Here is a 16,214-nt window from a genome sequence, read left to right as displayed (position 1 = left end):
CTTCCCCTACCCACCCAGGGGCGGGATCAGACCGGTTCAGCGCCGGGTCTGCCGGAACCGGCGAACCATCAGCGCGGTGCCGGTGACGAGCGCGACGAACAGGGCCAGGCCGGTCCAGAGCCGCTCCGGGGCGGAGACGTCCGTCTGCCCGGCCGGCCGGGCGGTCCAGCCCTCCGCCGTACGCCCGAGTGGGTCGCCGCCGCGGCCCGCCGCAGCGGCCCGGGTGTCCGGTCCGTCGCCGGGTGCCGGCCCGAAGCCCACCACGCCGGGGGAGGCGTTGTCGTCGAGCGGGTTGTGGACCACCGGCGGCACGTCACCGGTGAGCGCGGCCACCGGGTCGACCAGGCCGTAGCCGAACCGGTCGTCCCGCCCGGTCGGGCCCAGATCCCGGGCGGTGCTGATCAGCCGGTTGACCACGTCCCCGGCCGACATCTTCGGATACCGCGAGCGGACCAGGGCCGCCGTCGCGGCGACGAGCGGCGCGGCGAAGCTCGTCCCCTGCACCCGCCAGTAGCCCTCCGGGCGGGCGCCGTAGAGCCCGGTGGCCGGGGCGCTGAGCACCGTCTCGTGACCCGTGATCGAGCCGGACCAGAGGTTCTCGCTGGTCCGCTCCAGCCCGGTGACCGCGAGCACGCCCGGTTCCCGGGCCGGGTACCAGACCTCGGTGGTCGTCGAGGTGGCCAGGTTGCCGGTGCAGGCGACCACCACCACGTCCCGGGCGAACGCGTAGTCGAGCGCCGCGGCCAGGGCCGGGTTGTCGCTGCTGCCGCCGAGCGACAGGTTGACCACCTGGGCGCCGTTGTCCACCGCCCAGCGCACCGCCTTGGCGATGATCAGCGCGTCGTCGTAGCGGTTCTCGGCGTCGAGGACCCGGACCGGGAGGATCTTGGCGTCCGGCGCGAGCCCCACCACGCCCCGGTCGTCGTCGGACCGCCCGGCGATCAGCCCCGCCACAGTGGTGCCGTGCCCCACCGGGTCCGCGCCGTCCGAGCCGTCCGGCGTCACCAGATCCAGGCCGGGCAGCACCTGCCCGGCCAGGTCGGGGTGAGAGCCGTCCACACCGGAGTCGATCACGGCGACCACCACGCCGCGCCCGGTCGACGTGCGCCACGCGGTCTTCGCCCGCAGCTCCTCCAGCTGCCACTGCTCGTCGCGTACCTGGTCGGTGCGCAGCGGACGGTCGGGGGCCGACCAGGGCCGCGCCACGGCGGTCGAGGCGGCGGGCGCGGCGTGTGCCGACGGTGCCAGCGGACCGGCCACGGTGACCAGTGCCGAGGCGGCGGCGAGCAGCGCGCGTCCGGCGAGACGCCGGGGCGGCCCACCGGGCAGTCCCTGCCGATCCCCTGTCACATTCCCCAGCCGTTCGGTCGCGTCAGACACATGCTGCACGGAGATTACCGGTTGCCCCGGCCGTCACGGGGCAACTCGGCCAGCCTGATCACCCGGGCGGGAGATACGCCAGCTGCACCAGGCGCACCCCCTCCCGGCGGGTGACCAGACGCGCCCGCCCCGGCGGCAGCGGCCCGGCCTTCACCTGGCCGACGAGCGTGCCCTCCTCCGGCCCGCCCGACATCACCAGCCCGGCCGTGGACAGCTCGCGCAGCCGCTGCACGATCGGCTCGTACGCGGTCCGCCCGGCGCCGCCGGTGCGCCGCGCCAGCACCAGGTGCAGCCCGACGTCCCGCGCGTGCGGCAGGTGGTCCTCCAGCGCCCGCAACGGGTTCGTCGGCCCGCCCGCCACCAGGTCGTAGTCGTCCACGAGCACGAACAGCTCCGGTCCCGTCCACCACGACCGGCTGCGCAACTGTGCCGGTGTCACCTCCGGCCCCGGCTGCCGCCCCTGGAGATAACCGGCGGCCGACTCGATCAGCTCGGCGGTGTGCGGCGCGGCGGTGCCGTACCCGATCAGGTGCGGCGTCTCGATCACGCCCATCAGGCTGCGCCGGTAGTCCACGAGCATCACCCGGGCCTGCTCCGGGGTGAACCGGTTGACGATCGAGGTGGCGAGCGCCCGCAGGAACGACGACTTGCCGCACTCGGCGTCGCCGAAGACCAGGAAGTTCGGCTCGGTGGCGAAGTCCAGCACCACCTGGGACAGGTCCGCCTCGGCCACGCCGATCGGGAACGCCGGCCCGCTCGTCGCGCTCTGGTCCAGCTCGGCGTACGGCAGCACCGGCGGGAGCAGCCGTACCCGGGGCGCGGGCGGACCGCTCCACGCGCCGGCTACCGCCTTGACCAGGTCGGCGGTCTCCGCGCCGAGCGCCTCGACGCGCGGCTCGGCGGTGAGGAAGTGCAGGCCGCCGGCGGTGATGCCGCGGCCCGGCCGCTCCTCCGGCACGGTGGCCGCCAGCGCGCGCTTGACCACCACCGAGTCGGCCGGGTCGCCGAGACGCAACTCCAGCCGGGAGCCGAACAGGTCGCGGATCGCCGGGCGGAAGTCCGACCAGCGCAGCGCGCTCGCCACCACGTGCACCCCGTACGCCAGGCCCCGGGTGGCGAGCTCGGTGACCAGGGGTTCCAGGTCCTCGTACTCGCCGCGCAGCGTGTTCCAGCCGTCGACCACCAGGAACACGTCCCCGAACGGGTCCGGCGCGCCCGCCGCCCGCCGCCGTCGCCACGCGGCCATCGACTCCACACCGGCCTCGGCGAAACGCCGCTCCCGTTCGGCCAGCAGACCGGCGACCTCGCCGACGGTACGGCGCACCGCGGTGCCGTCGGTGCGCCCGCTGACACCGCCCACGTGCGGCAGGTCGCGCAGCGTGCCGAGCGTCCCGCTGCCGAAGTCGAGGCAGTAGACCTGCACCTCGGCCGGGGTGTGGGTGAGTGCGAGCGCGCAGACCAGGGTGCGCAGCAGACTGGACCGGCCACTGCGGGTGGTGCCGACCACCGCGACGTGCCCGGCCGCGCCGTCCAGCGCCAGCCAGAGCAGGTCGCGCCGCTGCTCGAACGGCTTGTCGACCACCGCCACCGGCACCTGCAGCGCCCCGTGCAGCTCCGGATTCGCGACAGTGAGCCCGCGTACCGGGGCGGCGCCGACCGGGCCGAGCAGCTCGTCCAGGGCGGGCGAGGCGTCCAGCGGCGGCAGCCACACCTGGTGCGCGGGCGGGCCCTGCCCGGCCAGCCGGTCCACGAGCAGGTCCAGCAGCGTCTCGCCGCTGTCGTCCTCGGCGGGCGGGGCGACGGGCGCGGGCGGCTCGGGCACCGGGACCAGGTGGGTGGAGAACGCGAGCACCCGTGCCTCGCCGGCGCCGGACGCGCCCGCCGCCCCGCCGCGCCGGCGGACCGCCCCGGAGACGTACGCGGCCCGGAACCGGACCAGCGGGTCGGTGCCCGAGCGCAGGTAGCCGTGCCCCGGACTGCGCGGCAGCTCGTGCGCGTCCGGCACGCCCAGCACAGTCCGGGACTCCAGCGCCGAGAACGTCCGCAACCCGATCCGGTACGACAGGTGCGTGTCCAGCCCGCGCAGCCGTCCCTCCTCCAGCCGCTGGCTCGCCAGCAGCAGGTGCACACCCAGCGACCGGCCCAGCCGGCCGATCTGCACGAACAGGTCGATGAAGTCGGGCTTGGCGGACAGCAGCTCGGAGAACTCGTCGCAGATCAGCAGCAGCGACGGCAGCGGGGCCAGCGGGGATCCGGCCGCCCGGGCCCGCTCGTAGTCGCGCACGCTCGCGAAGTTGCCGGCCCGGCGCAGCAACTCCTGCCGGCGCATCAGCTCCCCGTTTATCGCGTCCACCATCCGGTCCACGAGCGGCAGCGCGTCGGCCAGGTTGGTGATCACGGCGGCGGTGTGCGGCAGCCGCTCGAACGACGCGAACGTGGCGCCGCCCTTGAAGTCGACGAGCACGAAGTTGAGCTGCTCCGAGCTGTGCGTGGCGGCCAGCCCGAGCACCAGTGTGCGCAGCAGCTCCGACTTGCCCGAGCCGGTCGCGCCGATCAACAGGCCGTGCGGGCCCATGCCGTCCTGCGCCGACTCCTTCAGATCCAGGTCGATCGCCCCGCCGTCGGCGCCCACCCCGATCGGCACCCGCAGCCGGTCCCGCGCGGCCCGGGGCGCCCAGCCCTGCTCGGCGGTGAAGCTCTCCGGGTCGCCCAGACCCAGTAGCTCGGGCAGGCCCAGCTCGGTGCCGGGCGGCGCATCCGGTCCGCGTACCGTGCCGGCCAGCCGTAGTGGCGCGAGCCGCCGGGCCACCGCCTCCGCGTCGGCGGGCGCCAGCGCGTCGGCGGCACCCACCTCGGCGTGCCCCTCCGCGGAGTGCGAGTGCAGCCGGCCGTCGACCAGGTCGAGCAGGAGCGCGTACCGGTCGAGCAGCCGGGGCGGCGGAGTGTCCAGGTCGAGCACGGTGACGGCGTCGATGCCGCCGTCGCCGGCCAGGTCGGTCGCGCCGGTCAGGTCACCGCCGTCGAGCACCACCACGACGTGCGGCCCGTCGGTCGCGGTGCCGTGCGGGCTGAACCGGGACCGGGCGCCGAGTACGTCGTCGAGCAGCCGTTCCAGGTCGGCGGCGGAGCTGGTGACCAGCCGCACCGGGCCCAGCGCGTCGGTGCGCGCCGGATGGTGGGCGTGCGGCAGCCACTTCACCCACTCCCAGGCGCTGCGGCGTTCCGGCCCGGCGCAGACCGCGATCAGCAGCTCGTCCGGCGCGTGGAAGACGGCGAGCTGGGTGAGCACCGCCCGGGCCAGCGCCTGCCCGGCGGGCGAGCCGGCGCCGCGTACCTGGCCGGCCGGGCCGCGCACGAAGACCCGGGCGAAACTGCGCAGCGACAGCGCCACCGGCAGGTCCGGCACCACCGAGTACGCGTCCAGGAAGCGCCGCAGCGCCCCGGCCGTCATCGGCTCCAGTTCCTCCAGCGGGCGGGTGACCGGCGGGACCAGCGGGGTGGCGAGCGTCTGCGGGCCCACACCGACCCGGACCACCGCGAAGTCCGGGTCGGCCGGCCGGCGCTCCCAGACCCGGTGACTGTCGACTGTCGACCAGAGCCGCCCCGGCTCGGGATGGCGGTAGGACAGCCCGGCCCGCTGGGCCCCGGCCGTCTCCCGCACCCGGCGCCGGAGCGTGGCCAGGTGGCGCAGGTATTCCCGGCGGGCGGCCATCAGCTCGGACTTCTTCGGCCCGGCGCTGCCCCAGGTGGTCACCAGCATCGCCAGCGAGGAGAGGCCGAACATGCCGCCCACCACGTACGAGTAGGCACCGCCGCCGCGGCCGAACATCATCGCCATGGCCACCGTCCCGCCGAGCATCGGCAGCACCATCAGCGCCTGCTGCCAGCGCCCGCCCGCAGCGGCGGGGATCTCCGGCGGCGCCTCGACGGGCAGCTCACCGACCGGGATCTCCGGTGCCGGGCGGCGTGGCGGCCGCTTGATGACGACAGTGGACACTCACCCTCCCCGGAAGTGGCTCTGGGTAACCCGAGCCTGGCTCATCGTAGGTAAAGTCCTCTCGTCCGTCAGCCCACTCCTTCCGCCCGATATGGAGATGCCTCGATGACAAGCGGGCTCGCCCGGGTCACGATCAGCGCGCCCAGGCGGCGGGTCGACGTGGCCCTACCGGAGCAGGTGCCCCTGGCCGAGCTGCTGCCCGAGGTGCTCCGGCACGCCGGGGAGGGACTGGCCGACGACGGGGAACGGCACGGCGGGTGGGTGCTGCGCCGGACCGACGGGGCGGTGCTCACCACCGCCCAGGCGCTGCTGCCGCAGGGCGTGCGCGACGGCGAGGTCCTGCACCTGGTGCCGGCTCGCGCGCAGTGGCCCGAGTTGGAGTACGACGACGTGGTCGAGGCGATAGTGGACGGCGCCCGGCGCCGGGGTGCCGCCTGGTCCGGCCGGGCCACCCGGGCCGCGGCGCTCGCCGGTGCCGCCGTACCCCTGGCCGTCGGCCTGGTCGCCGTGGTCGCGGCCGGGCCGGGCGCGCGCGGCTGGCCGGTCGCCGCGGCGGTCGCCCTGATCCTGGTGCTCACCGCCACCGCGGCGTCCCGGGCGTACGGCGACGGCCCGGTCGGCGCCACGCTCGGCGGGTACGCGCTGCCCTGGGCCGCGGTGGCCGGTGCGCTCGCGGTCGCCTCCGGCGATCCGGTCGGCCCGATCCCCGGCCTGCGCTGGGTGGGCGCCCCCGAACTGCTGGTCGGCTCGGTGGCGCTGCTGCTGGTGGCGGTGCTCGGCCTGCTCGGCGTGGCCAGCCGGTCCCGCGTCTTCGTGGCCGGGGTGACTGTCGGCGTGGCGGGCGTGGCGGCAGCGCTCGGCGGGCTGCTGCTCGACCCGGAGGGCACCGCCGCGGTCCTGCTCGCCGTGCTGGTGTTCGCGCTCGGCGGGCTGCCGCTGCTGGCCATCCGGGTCGGCAAGCTGCCGCTGCCGCCGCTCACCCTGCCCAGCCCGGCCGGCACCCGGGACCTGCCGGACCGGGGCCGGGTGCACGCGGCAGTGGCGCGCGCCGAGGAGGTGCTCACCGGAATGCTGCTCGGCCACGCGGTGCTCGCCGTCGGCGCGGTCGCGGTGCTCGTCTCCGTCGGCCGGACCGCCGGGCTGCTGCTCGCCGCCGTCGCCGGCGGGGTGCTGCTGCTGCGCTCCCGGCTGTTCGTGGCGGTACGGCACCGGGTGCCGGCGATCGTCGCCGGGTTGACCGGGTTCGCGCTGCTGGGGGTGGTGCTGGCCGGCCGATCCGGTCCGGGTGCCCGGCTCGCGCTGACTGTGGGCGGGCTGGCCCTGGCCCTGACGGCGGTCACCGCCGGCGCCACGTACGCCCGGCGGCCCGTCTCCCCGTACCTCGGCCGGCTGGCCGACCTGACCGACACCGCGCTCGTCGTCGCTGTCGTGCCGGTGGCCTGCGCGGTGCTCGGCCTCTACGACCGGGCCCGCGACCTGCTCGCCTGAACACGCGGAGGCCCGGGTCGCGAAGCGCGACCCGGGCCCCCGGCAGGTGTCAGCGTCAGTGCAGCGTCTCGCCGCGCTCCTCGGCCTCCTTGGCACGCCGGTACGACGCGGCGATCTCCGCCTCGGCCTCGACCCGGCCCACCCAGGTCGCGCCCTCGACCGACTTGCCCGGCTCCAGGTCCTTGTAGACCTCGAAGAAGTGCTGGATCTCCAGCCGGTCGAACTCGCCCAGGTGGTGGATGTCGCGCAGGTGCTCCTGACGCGGGTCCTCGTAGGGCACGCAGAGGACCTTGTCGTCGCCGCCCTTCTCGTCCGTCATCCGGAACATGCCGATGGTGCGGCAGCGGATCAGGCAGCCCGGGAACGTCGGCTCCGGCACCAGCACCAGCGCGTCCAGCGGGTCGCCGTCCTCGCCCAGGGTGCCCTCGATGAACCCGTAGTCGGCCGGGTACTGCGTGGAGGTGAAGAGGGTGCGGTCCAGCCGGATGCGGCCGGTCGCGTGGTCTACCTCGTACTTGTTCCGGTGACCCTTGGGGATCTCAACCGTGACGTCGAAATCCATCTTCCACGCTCCCTCGTTTGCCCACGCTGGCTAACGGAAACCAGCGGCTCACCCCCGGCGCGGGGTGAACGCCCCCCGTCGGCTCCGGCCGCCGCATAGTGTTCGGACCGAAGTAGTGTCGCCCAAGGCGATTTCGAGCGGGGAGGAGGGGGCCGTGGGGAGGGAAGATTCACACTACCGCCCCGAGAGGGTTGACGGGCGCGGGTCCGCCGGTTCCGGTTCCGGCGGGGCCACCGGACGGGTGTCCGTCCCGGGGGCCAACGTCCCTCATCGTCCCTCTCCGGCCGGGTCCGCCCGCGTCGGCCCGCCGCACCACGGCCCCGGCCCGCTGCATCACGGCTCCGGCCCGGCGAGCGGCTCGGCCCGCGTCGGGCCGCCGCACGATCCCACGGCTGCGCTGAACCGGCCCGGCGCGCCGGACTCGATCCCGGTCAGCCCGCCGGTCCCGCCGGTCGGCGCCGCGCCGCCCGCACCCTCCGGGCCGCCCCCGGGCCGGCCGCGACGTAGCCTGCGGCTCGTCGCGGCGCTCGCCTGCGTGCTCGTGCTGGCCCTGGCGGTGGCCGGGCTCGCCGTGCTGCGCCCCGGCCCGGTCGCCGGGTGGCTGGGCGACGACGACAGCACGGGTACGGCGGTCGCCGCGCCGCCCGAGCCCTCCCCGCCGGCCGTGCTGGCCGGGCCGGACGGCAACGCCCCGCTGCCCACCGAGGCCGGCATCCGCGCCGCCCTGGACCCGCTGGTCCGCGCTGCCGCGCTCGGCGACCGGGTGCACGTTTCGGTGGCCGACGTGAGCACCGGCCAGGGGCTCTACGGCAGCGGCCAGGACACACCCACCGTGCCCGCCTCGGTGACCAAGCTGGCGACCGGGGTGGCGGTGCTCGCGGCGCGCGGTCCCGCCTACCGGATCCCGACCCGGGCCGTGGCCGGCGCCAACCCGGGCGAGGTGGTCCTGGTCGGCGGCGGTGACCCCACGCTCGCCGTGGACAAGAACGGCTTCTACCCGGGCGCGGCCCGGCTGGACGACCTCGCCGCCCAGGTGCGCGACGCGCTCGGCGGCACCGCCCCGACCAAGGTGATCGTCGACTCGTCGCTGTTCAGCGGCCCCGTCTTCGAGCCCGGCTGGGACTCCGACATCCCCACCGGCGGCTTCGGCGCGGCGATCACCGCGCTGATGACCGACGGCGCCCGGAAGAACCCGGCGGAGGCGCGGCGCACCGCCGAGCAGACGAACCACGCCGCCGAGCGGGTGCCGCAGCCCGACCTGACCGCCGGCCGCCAGTTCGCCAAGCTGCTCGGCCTGACCGGCGGCGCCGCCCAGGTCACCCGGGGCACCGCGCCGGCCGCCTCCGGCGCCACGGGTACGGCCCCCGGCGCCGAGCTGGGCACTGTCGAGTCCCTGCCGATGATCCGGCTGGTCGACATCATGATCAGCGACAGCGACAACGTGATCGCCGAGGCGATGGCCCGCCAGGTGGCGCTCGCCAAGGGCAAGCCCGGCTCGTTCGTCGGCGGCGCGGCCGCGACCGACCAGGTGCTCGGCGAGCTGGGCCTGCCGGCCGGTGAGATCAGCCTGGCCGACGGCAGCGGGCTGTCCCGCACCAACCGGATCAGCCCCTCGCTGCTCACCGACCTGATCACGCTCGCCGGCAACGGCAGCCACCCCGAACTCGCGGCGATCTTCGGCGGACTGCCGGTCGGCGGCTGGTCCGGCACGCTCGACGAGCGCTACCGGGCGGCGGCGACCCGCGCCGGAGCGGGCGTCGTCCGGGCCAAGACCGGCACGCTGAGCGGCGTCAACGCGATCGCCGGCACGGTGACCACCGCCGACGGCCGGCTGCTCACGTTCGCCGTGCTCACCGACCGGACGCAGGGCTCGCTGGACGACACCCGGGCGGCGCTGGACCGGATCAGTTCCGCGCTGGCCGGGTGCGGCTGCCGCTGACCGACGGGCGTCGATCGGTCGGCGCGAGCCCGGGTAGGGGTGTTCCGGCGCGGGTACGGTGGGTTCATGGCGCAGTTCGTGGACTGGGATCTGGCCGCCGCGACAGCGGGGGCGCTGAGCAAGTCGGGCCCCCGGGTGTCGTACGCCGAGGCCACCGACGTGGTCGGCGACCTGCGCCGGCTGACCGACGAGGCGGCCGGTCACGTCGCCGACTACACCGGCCTGCGCGCGCAGGTCGCGCACCCGCCGGTACGCGTGGTCGACCGCCGGGACTGGGCGGCGGCGAACATCGCCGGGCTGCGTGAGGTGGTCTCCCCGCTGGTCGAGCGCCTCTCCGGCGACAAGCGGCCGGGCGCGCTCACCGAGGCGATCGGCTCCCGGGTGACAGGTGTGCAGGCCGGCACCGTGCTGGCGTACCTCTCCGGCCGCGTGCTCGGCCAGTACGAGGTCTTCGCCGGGGACCCCGGCCAGCTGCTGCTGGTGGCGCCGAACATCCTCGAGGTCGAGCGGAAGCTCGGTGCCGACTCGCGCGACTTCCGGCTCTGGGTGTGCCTGCACGAGGTCACCCACCGCACCCAGTTCACCGCTGTGCCGTGGATGCGCGCGTACTTCCTCGGCGAGGTGCAGGCGTTCGTGGACGCCTCCCAGGGCGGCGAGCACCTGCTGGAGCGGCTCCGCCGGGGTGTCGCCACGCTCTCCGACGCGGTGAAGGACCCGGAGAGCCGGGCCAGCGTGCTGGACATCGTGCAGACCCCGGCCCAGCGCGCCGTGCTGGACCGGCTGACCGCGCTGATGACGCTGCTGGAGGGCCACGCCGAGTTCGTCATGGACGGCGTCGGCCCGCAGGTCATCCCCAGCGTCGAGTCGATCCGGGCGGCGTTCAACCGGCGCCGCGAGTCCGGCAACCCGCTGGAGAAGGCGATCCGGCGGTTGCTCGGCATCGAGGTCAAGATGCGCCAGTACGCCGAGGGCCGCAAGTTCGTGCACGGCGTCGTCGACCGGGTGGGGATGGCGGGCTTCAACAAGATCTTCTCGTCCCCGCTGACGCTGCCCCGCCTCGACGAGTTGGGCGACCCGGACGCCTGGGTGTCCCGCGTACACGGTCCCGCCGGTGCCACCCCGCCCGTCGGCTGATCCGGCCGGCCCGGTCGTGCCGGGCGGTCCCGCCGGCTCGGCTGATCCGGCCGGTCCGGCTGATTCCGTTGGTCCGCTCGGTTCGGCTTCTTCCGCGGGCCGGGCTGATTCCGGCGTTCGGTCGCGCCGCTCGCCGTCGCCCGCTCCCGCCGTTGCCGCGGTGCGGCTCGCGGTCCGCCGGATGCTGACGGGTCTGTCCGGCGCCGGCCCGGTGCTGGTGGCCTGTTCCGGCGGGGCCGACTCGCTCGCGCTCGCCGCCGCCACCGCGTTCGTGGCCCCCCGGCTCGGGCGGCAGGCCGGCCTGGTGACGGTCGACCACGGCCTGCAAGCCGGGTCCGCCGACCGGGCGGAGGCGGTCGCCGGCTGGGCCCGCGCCGAAGGGCTCGACCCGGTCGAGGTGCTTCCGGTACGGGTGGACGGCCGGCCCGGCGGACCCGAGGCGGCCGCCCGCGAGGCCCGGTACGAGGCGCTGATCGCGGCAGCCCGCCGCTACGACGCAGCCGGGGTGCTGCTCGGGCACACGCGCGACGACCAGGCCGAGACCGTCCTGCTGGCGCTGGCCCGGGGCGCCGGACCGCGCGGGCTGTCCGGGATGCCGGAGCGGCGCGACGTCGACGGGGTATCCCTGCTCCGCCCGCTGCTCGACGTCACGCGCGCCAACACCCGGGCCGCCTGCGCCGCGCTCGGGCTCGACCCGTGGGCGGACCCGCATAACGCCGACCCCGCGTACGCCCGGGCGCGGGTCCGGTCCGACGCGCTGCCGGCACTCGTCGACGCGCTCGGGCCGGGGGTGGTGGCGAACCTGGCCCGTACCGCCGGGCTGCTCGCGGCCGACAACGCCGCACTCGCCGCGCTCGCCGACGCCGCGCTCGCCGACGTCCGGACCGCTGACGGTGGGCTGTCCGTAGCCGGACTCGCCGAGTTGCCGGCCGCCGTCCGTACCCGGGTGCTGCACGCCTGGGCCCGTGAGCTGGGCGCGACGCCGGCCGCGCTGTCCCACAGTCACGTGGCGGCGCTGGACGCCCTGGTCACGGCCTGGCACGGACAGGGCCCGGTGCACCTACCCGGCAACCACCAGGTACGCCGCCACGCAGGCCAACTCCTGCCCTGACCCGCGCACCCTCCGCCTCCGCCCGCCCACTCATCCCCGCCCCGTTGATCAAGGACTTCTGGTCCCGATCCGCCCCTCTCGAGCCCGCAAACTCCTTGATCACCGCTCCAGGGGTGCGCCCGGGGGCGTCGATCATGAGGTTGACGGGGAGAAAACGGGCGCAAATTGCGGTCAACTTCATGATCGACGGGGCAGACCCGGGCGGGGCGGGGGTGGGGGTGGGGGTGGGGGGTCAGGTGGTCTGGCGGTCTCGGAAAGTCGTGCGGTAGGCCAGCGGGGTGGTGCCCACCCGGCGGGTGAAGTGGTGCCGCAGGGCCGCCGCGTCGCCGAAGCCGGCCTGCTCGGCCACGCCCTCCACGCTGAGCGTTGTGTCCTCCAGCAGGTGCCGGGCCAGCAGCACCCGCTGGTTGGTCACCCAGTCGTGCGGGGTGGTGCCGGTCTCGGCGCGGAACCGGCGGGCGAACGTCCGCGGGGCCATGCCGGCGCGTGCCGCGAGTTCGTCCACAGTCACCTGCCGGCGCAGGTGTCCCATCAGCCACTCCAGCACCGGTTCCAGGGTGGCCGCCTCGGGCGCCTTGGGGATCGGCGCCTCGACGTACTGCGACTGGCCGCCGTCGCGGTGCGGCGGGACGACCATCCGGCGGGCCAGCCGGGTCGCCACCGCGGAGCCGTGCTCCTGGCGTACCAGATGCAGGCAGGCGTCGATGCCGGCGGCGGTGCCGGCGCTGGTGAGCAGGCGGTCGTCCTGCACGTAGAGCGAATCGCACTGGACCCGGGCGGCCGGGAAGCGCCGCTGCAACTCGTCGGTGTACCGCCAGTGGGTGGTGCAGTCGCGCCCGTCGAGCACGCCCGCCTCGCCGAGGACGAACGCGCCGGCGCAGACGCTGAGCAGCCAGGCGCCCCGGTCGGCGGCGCGGCGCAGCGCGGCGAGCACCGGTTCGGGTACCGGGGTGCCGTCGGCGTGCGCGGGCACCGCCACCAGATCGGCGTCCTCGACCGCGCCCAGGTCGGCGGTGGGGGTGAGCAGGAACCCGGACCGGCTGCGGACCGCGCTGCCGTCGGCGGTGCACACGTCGAACCGGTATTCGGGAAAGCCGTCGGCGGTGCGGTCGGTGCCGAAGACCTCCGCGAGCACGCCGAGTTCGAACGCGGCGACCTGGTCCATGACGATGACGGCGACCGAGCGGAGCATGTGACGAGGGTAACCCGACATCTGGCAGGAAATCGATGCCCGGTGACATTCCTGCCACTGTCCGGATCGGTCGGTGGGCCGCAGAATCAATGGTGTCCGGTGCGCACCGGCGGCGAAAACAGTCTCAACCATGCGAAAGTGAGCGCCGCCATGACCGTTCTGCTGCTCCTGCTCTTCCTGCTCCTCCTCGTCGGCGCCAGCGCCCTCGGGTTCACCGCCGACACCCGCGACTCGGCCGACTGGAAGCCGAGCGACGACGGGCAACGCTGGCGCTCCCGTACCTGCTGAGGTGATTTATTCAGTTCGCGCCGAAAATCCCCGGCGGGACCGCGCCAAAAGGGGCGGCCCCGCCGACGGCGGCGCGGGGGCGTACGGCAGGCTAGGAGCATGGCTGACGGCTCCTGGTACGACGCCGACATCGACCACGTGATCATCTCGGAGGCGCAGATCCGCGACAAGACCGCGGAGCTGGCCAAGCAGGTCTCGGCGGACTACGCCCACGTCGAGGACGGCCTGCTGCTCGTGTGTGTGCTCAAGGGAGCGGTCATGTTCATGGCCGACTTCGCCCGCGCGCTGGGCCGCCAGGGTCCGCCCGCCGAACTGGAGTTCATGGCCGTCTCGTCCTACGGCCAGGGCACCACCTCGTCCGGCGTGGTCCGCATCCTCAAGGACCTGGACCGGGACATCGCCGGCCGCCACGTGGTGGTCGTCGAGGACATCGTCGACTCCGGTCTGACGCTGTCCTGGCTGCTGCGCTACCTGGAGTCGCGCTCCGCGGCGAGCGTCGAGGTGGTCGCGCTGTTCCGCAAGCCGGACGCGGTCAAGGTGCAGGTCCCGGTCAAGTACGTCGGGTTCGACATCCCCACCGAGTTCGTCGTGGGCTACGGGCTCGACTTCGGCGAGCGGTACCGCGAGGTGCCCTACGTCGGGGTGCTCAAGCCCGAGGTGTACGCGCGGGCCTGAGGCTCTGCCGAGCCCTTCGTCAGCTGACATTCAGCGGGCTCTCAGTCTTCCGGTCTACGGTAGGAGCCGGTGACGTGGAGGCACCCTCCACGCCCGGCCCCTCGAACCGCGTGACCGTGCGGTGTGGGCGGGCCGGGTGGGAGCTCCCCGCCACGCCGGCTCCAAACCCGGGTTCGCCCTACGCGTAAGTGCCGGGCTCGCAAGCTCACGCGTCGCCCGAACGGTGTACCGTCGAATGACCGTGGTGCGGCAGTTTGCGTGCCCCGGGGGTCGGGCCGGCCCGCACGGCGGCCCCGGCCGCCGCTCAAGGCGGCGACACCATTCAGACGGTCAGGACGTCGATCAGGAGGATGCGGGCGCCTCGGCACCCGACTACAGCATGGAACGTACGCGTTTCTTCCGCCGACCGGTGGTCTGGATCATCCTGGTCATCCTCGGCGCCGTTGTGCTCAGTCAACTGTTCACCGCTGGTCCCAGCTACCACCGGGTGGACACGTCCGTCGCGCTCGACCAGCTCAACAAGGGTGGCATCGAGAAGGTCGTCTTCCAGGACAAGGAGCAGACGCTCCAGCTCGACCTGAAGGACAAGGCCAAGTTCGACGGCGACACCACCACTGACAAGATCGAGGCGCAGTTCCCGTACGAGGTCGGCGGCCAGGTCTGGAACCAGGTACGCGAGGCCGAGGCGGCGGACCGCATCACCGGCCCGGTCGACACCAAGGTGTCGTCGGACAGCATCTGGGTCAGCCTGCTGGTCAACCTGCTTCCCATCGCGCTGCTCGTGCTCCTGCTGCTGTTCTTCATGTCGCAGATGCAGGGTGGCGGTTCCCGGGTGCTCAACTTCGGCAAGTCCAAGGCGAAGATGATCACCAAGGACACGCCGAAGACCACCTTCGCTGACGTCGCGGGTGCGGACGAGGCCGTCGAGGAACTGCACGAGATCAAGGACTTCCTGCAGAACCCGGCGAAATACCAGGCCCTGGGCGCCAAGATCCCGAAGGGCGTGCTGCTGTTCGGCCCGCCCGGTACCGGCAAGACGCTGCTGGCCCGCGCGGTCGCCGGCGAGGCCGGGGTGCCCTTCTACTCCATTTCCGGCTCCGACTTCGTCGAGATGTTCGTCGGTGTCGGCGCCAGCCGCGTCCGCGACCTGTTCGAGCAGGCCAAGTCGAACGCTCCGGCGATCGTCTTCGTGGACGAGATCGACGCCGTCGGCCGCCACCGCGGCGCCGGTATGGGCGGCGGTCACGACGAGCGGGAGCAGACGCTCAACCAGCTGCTTGTCGAGATGGACGGCTTCGACACCAAGGGCGGGGTCATCCTGATCGCCGCCACCAACCGGCCGGACATCCTCGACCCGGCGCTGCTGCGCCCGGGCCGGTTCGACAGGCAGATCCCGGTCGACGCCCCCGACATGGAGGGCCGCAAGGCCATCCTGCGGGTGCACGCCAAGGGCAAGCCGTTCACGCCCGACGTCGACCTCGACGCGGTCGCCCGGCGTACCCCGGGTTTCAGCGGCGCCGACCTGGCCAACGTGATCAACGAGGCCGCGCTGCTCACCGCTCGTAAGGAGCAGCGGGCGATCACCAACGACTCCCTGGAGGAGTCGATCGACCGGGTGATCGCCGGCCCGCAGCGCCGGACCCGGGTGATGAGCGACCAGGAGAAGAAGATCACCGCGTACCACGAGGGTGGGCACGCGCTGGTCGCCTGGGCGCTGCCGCACGCCGCGCCGGTGCACAAGGTGACCATCCTGTCCCGGGGTCGCTCGCTGGGTCACACGCTCGTGCTCCCCACGGAGGACAAGTACACCCAGACGCGGGCCGAGATGATCGACACCCTGGCGTACGCGCTGGGTGGCCGGGCGGCCGAGGAGCTGGTCTTCCACGAGCCGACCACCGGCGCCGGCAACGACATCGAGAAGGCCACGCAGCTGGCCCGCGCGATGATCACGCAGTACGGCATGAGCTCCAAGCTCGGTGCGATCAAGTACGGCACCAGCGGCGACGAGCCGTTCCTCGGCCGCAACATGGGCCACGAGCGGGACTACTCCGACGCGGTGGCGGCCGAGATCGACGGCGAAATGCGTGCGCTGATCGAGCTGGCCCACGACGAGGCCTGGGAGATCCTGGTGGAATACCGGGACGTCCTGGACAACATGGTCCTGGAGCTGATGGAGAAGGAGACCCTCTCCACCGCCGACATGGCCCGCATCTGTGCGCGTGTGGTCAAGCGCCCGCCGATGGCCCCGTACCACGGCTTCGGCAAGCGTCAGCCCTCCACCGAGCCGCCGGTGCTCACCCCGGCCGAGAAGGAGGCGCTGGCCGCACAGGCCCGCGCCGACGCCGCCGCCTCGATCGGTGGTTCCAGCAACAACTCGGACGGTACGCACTGAACAGCGATCCGACGACGGCCGGCTCCCACCACAGGGAGTCGGCCGTCTCCGCGACC

11 protein-coding genes are annotated in these 16,214 nt (G+C 74.2%); 7 read left to right on the top strand and 4 right to left on the bottom strand.

Annotated features, from left to right (window positions below):
- Positions 1 to 36 precede the first annotated feature (36 nt).
- A complete protein-coding gene (mycP, locus tag O7546_RS27275; RefSeq protein ID WP_194801965.1) occupies positions 37 to 1,350 on the bottom strand; it encodes a type VII secretion-associated serine protease mycosin in 1,314 nt (437 codons plus the stop codon).
- Positions 1,351 to 1,438: 88 nt separating this feature from the next.
- On the bottom strand, positions 1,439 to 5,377 hold the full coding sequence (gene eccCa / locus O7546_RS27270; protein WP_281600195.1) for a type VII secretion protein EccCa: 3,939 nt from the start codon (positions 5,375 to 5,377) through the stop codon (positions 1,439 to 1,441).
- 105 nt (positions 5,378 to 5,482) lie between these two features.
- Between eccCa and eccD the strand changes: the two genes are divergently transcribed.
- Complete coding sequence (gene eccD / locus O7546_RS27265; protein ID WP_281600194.1) at positions 5,483 to 6,865, top strand: type VII secretion integral membrane protein EccD; 1,383 nt, start codon at positions 5,483 to 5,485, stop codon at positions 6,863 to 6,865.
- Between the two features lie 55 nt (positions 6,866 to 6,920).
- Here eccD and O7546_RS27260 read toward each other — a convergent pair whose 3' ends face one another.
- Complete coding sequence (locus O7546_RS27260; RefSeq protein WP_013288994.1) at positions 6,921 to 7,427, bottom strand: inorganic diphosphatase; 507 nt, start codon at positions 7,425 to 7,427, stop codon at positions 6,921 to 6,923.
- Positions 7,428 to 7,935: 508 nt separating this feature from the next.
- Between O7546_RS27260 and dacB the strand changes: the two genes are divergently transcribed.
- From dacB to tilS, 3 genes are all read left to right on the top strand, one after another.
- On the top strand, positions 7,936 to 9,366 hold the full coding sequence (gene dacB / locus O7546_RS27255; RefSeq protein ID WP_194802011.1) for a D-alanyl-D-alanine carboxypeptidase/D-alanyl-D-alanine-endopeptidase: 1,431 nt from the start codon (positions 7,936 to 7,938) through the stop codon (positions 9,364 to 9,366).
- A 66-nt stretch (positions 9,367 to 9,432) separates the two neighbouring features.
- Positions 9,433 to 10,500 carry a zinc-dependent metalloprotease gene (locus tag O7546_RS27250; protein ID WP_091426057.1) on the top strand — a complete coding sequence of 356 codons (1,068 nt, stop codon included), beginning with the start codon at positions 9,433 to 9,435 and terminating at the stop codon, positions 10,498 to 10,500.
- 181 nt (positions 10,501 to 10,681) lie between these two features.
- Complete coding sequence (gene tilS, locus O7546_RS27245; protein ID WP_281600193.1) at positions 10,682 to 11,611, top strand: tRNA lysidine(34) synthetase TilS; 930 nt, start codon at positions 10,682 to 10,684, stop codon at positions 11,609 to 11,611.
- Between the two features lie 232 nt (positions 11,612 to 11,843).
- Here the strand turns inward: tilS and O7546_RS27240 are convergent, their stop codons facing one another.
- Positions 11,844 to 12,803 carry a helix-turn-helix domain-containing protein gene (locus O7546_RS27240; protein WP_194801961.1) on the bottom strand — a complete coding sequence of 320 codons (960 nt, stop codon included), beginning with the start codon at positions 12,801 to 12,803 and terminating at the stop codon, positions 11,844 to 11,846.
- 138 nt (positions 12,804 to 12,941) lie between these two features.
- Here O7546_RS27240 and O7546_RS27235 point away from each other — a divergent pair, with 138 nt between their 5' ends.
- From O7546_RS27235 to ftsH, 3 genes are all read left to right on the top strand, one after another.
- A complete protein-coding gene (locus O7546_RS27235; protein ID WP_194802014.1) occupies positions 12,942 to 13,091 on the top strand; it encodes a hypothetical protein in 150 nt (49 codons plus the stop codon).
- Positions 13,092 to 13,190: 99 nt separating this feature from the next.
- On the top strand, positions 13,191 to 13,766 hold the full coding sequence (gene hpt, locus O7546_RS27230; RefSeq protein WP_013288988.1) for a hypoxanthine phosphoribosyltransferase: 576 nt from the start codon (positions 13,191 to 13,193) through the stop codon (positions 13,764 to 13,766).
- A gap of 379 nt (positions 13,767 to 14,145) precedes the next feature.
- Positions 14,146 to 16,158, top strand: a complete 2,013-nt coding sequence (gene ftsH / locus O7546_RS27225) for an ATP-dependent zinc metalloprotease FtsH (protein WP_135242355.1) — start codon at positions 14,146 to 14,148, stop codon at positions 16,156 to 16,158.
- The last annotated feature ends 56 nt before the right edge of the window (positions 16,159 to 16,214 follow it).

This window comes from Micromonospora sp. WMMA1976, assembly GCF_027497335.1.
Taxonomy (GTDB): domain Bacteria; phylum Actinomycetota; class Actinomycetes; order Mycobacteriales; family Micromonosporaceae; genus Micromonospora; species Micromonospora aurantiaca.
Note: the sequence above shows the minus strand (reverse complement) of the source record. Positions and strands in the feature narration are given on the sequence as shown.

Coding starts and splice junctions, on each gene's coding strand:
- O7546_RS27260 (WP_013288994.1), bottom strand. CDS start 7,427: ATGGATTTCGACGTCACGGTTGAGATCCCCAAGGGTCACCGGAACAAG.
- hpt (WP_013288988.1), top strand. CDS start 13,191: ATGGCTGACGGCTCCTGGTACGACGCCGACATCGACCACGTGATCATC.
- tilS (WP_281600193.1), top strand. CDS start 10,682: ATGCTGACGGGTCTGTCCGGCGCCGGCCCGGTGCTGGTGGCCTGTTCC.
- eccD (WP_281600194.1), top strand. CDS start 5,483: ATGACAAGCGGGCTCGCCCGGGTCACGATCAGCGCGCCCAGGCGGCGG.
- O7546_RS27240 (WP_194801961.1), bottom strand. CDS start 12,803: ATGCTCCGCTCGGTCGCCGTCATCGTCATGGACCAGGTCGCCGCGTTC.
- ftsH (WP_135242355.1), top strand. CDS start 14,146: ATGGAACGTACGCGTTTCTTCCGCCGACCGGTGGTCTGGATCATCCTG.
- O7546_RS27250 (WP_091426057.1), top strand. CDS start 9,433: ATGGCGCAGTTCGTGGACTGGGATCTGGCCGCCGCGACAGCGGGGGCG.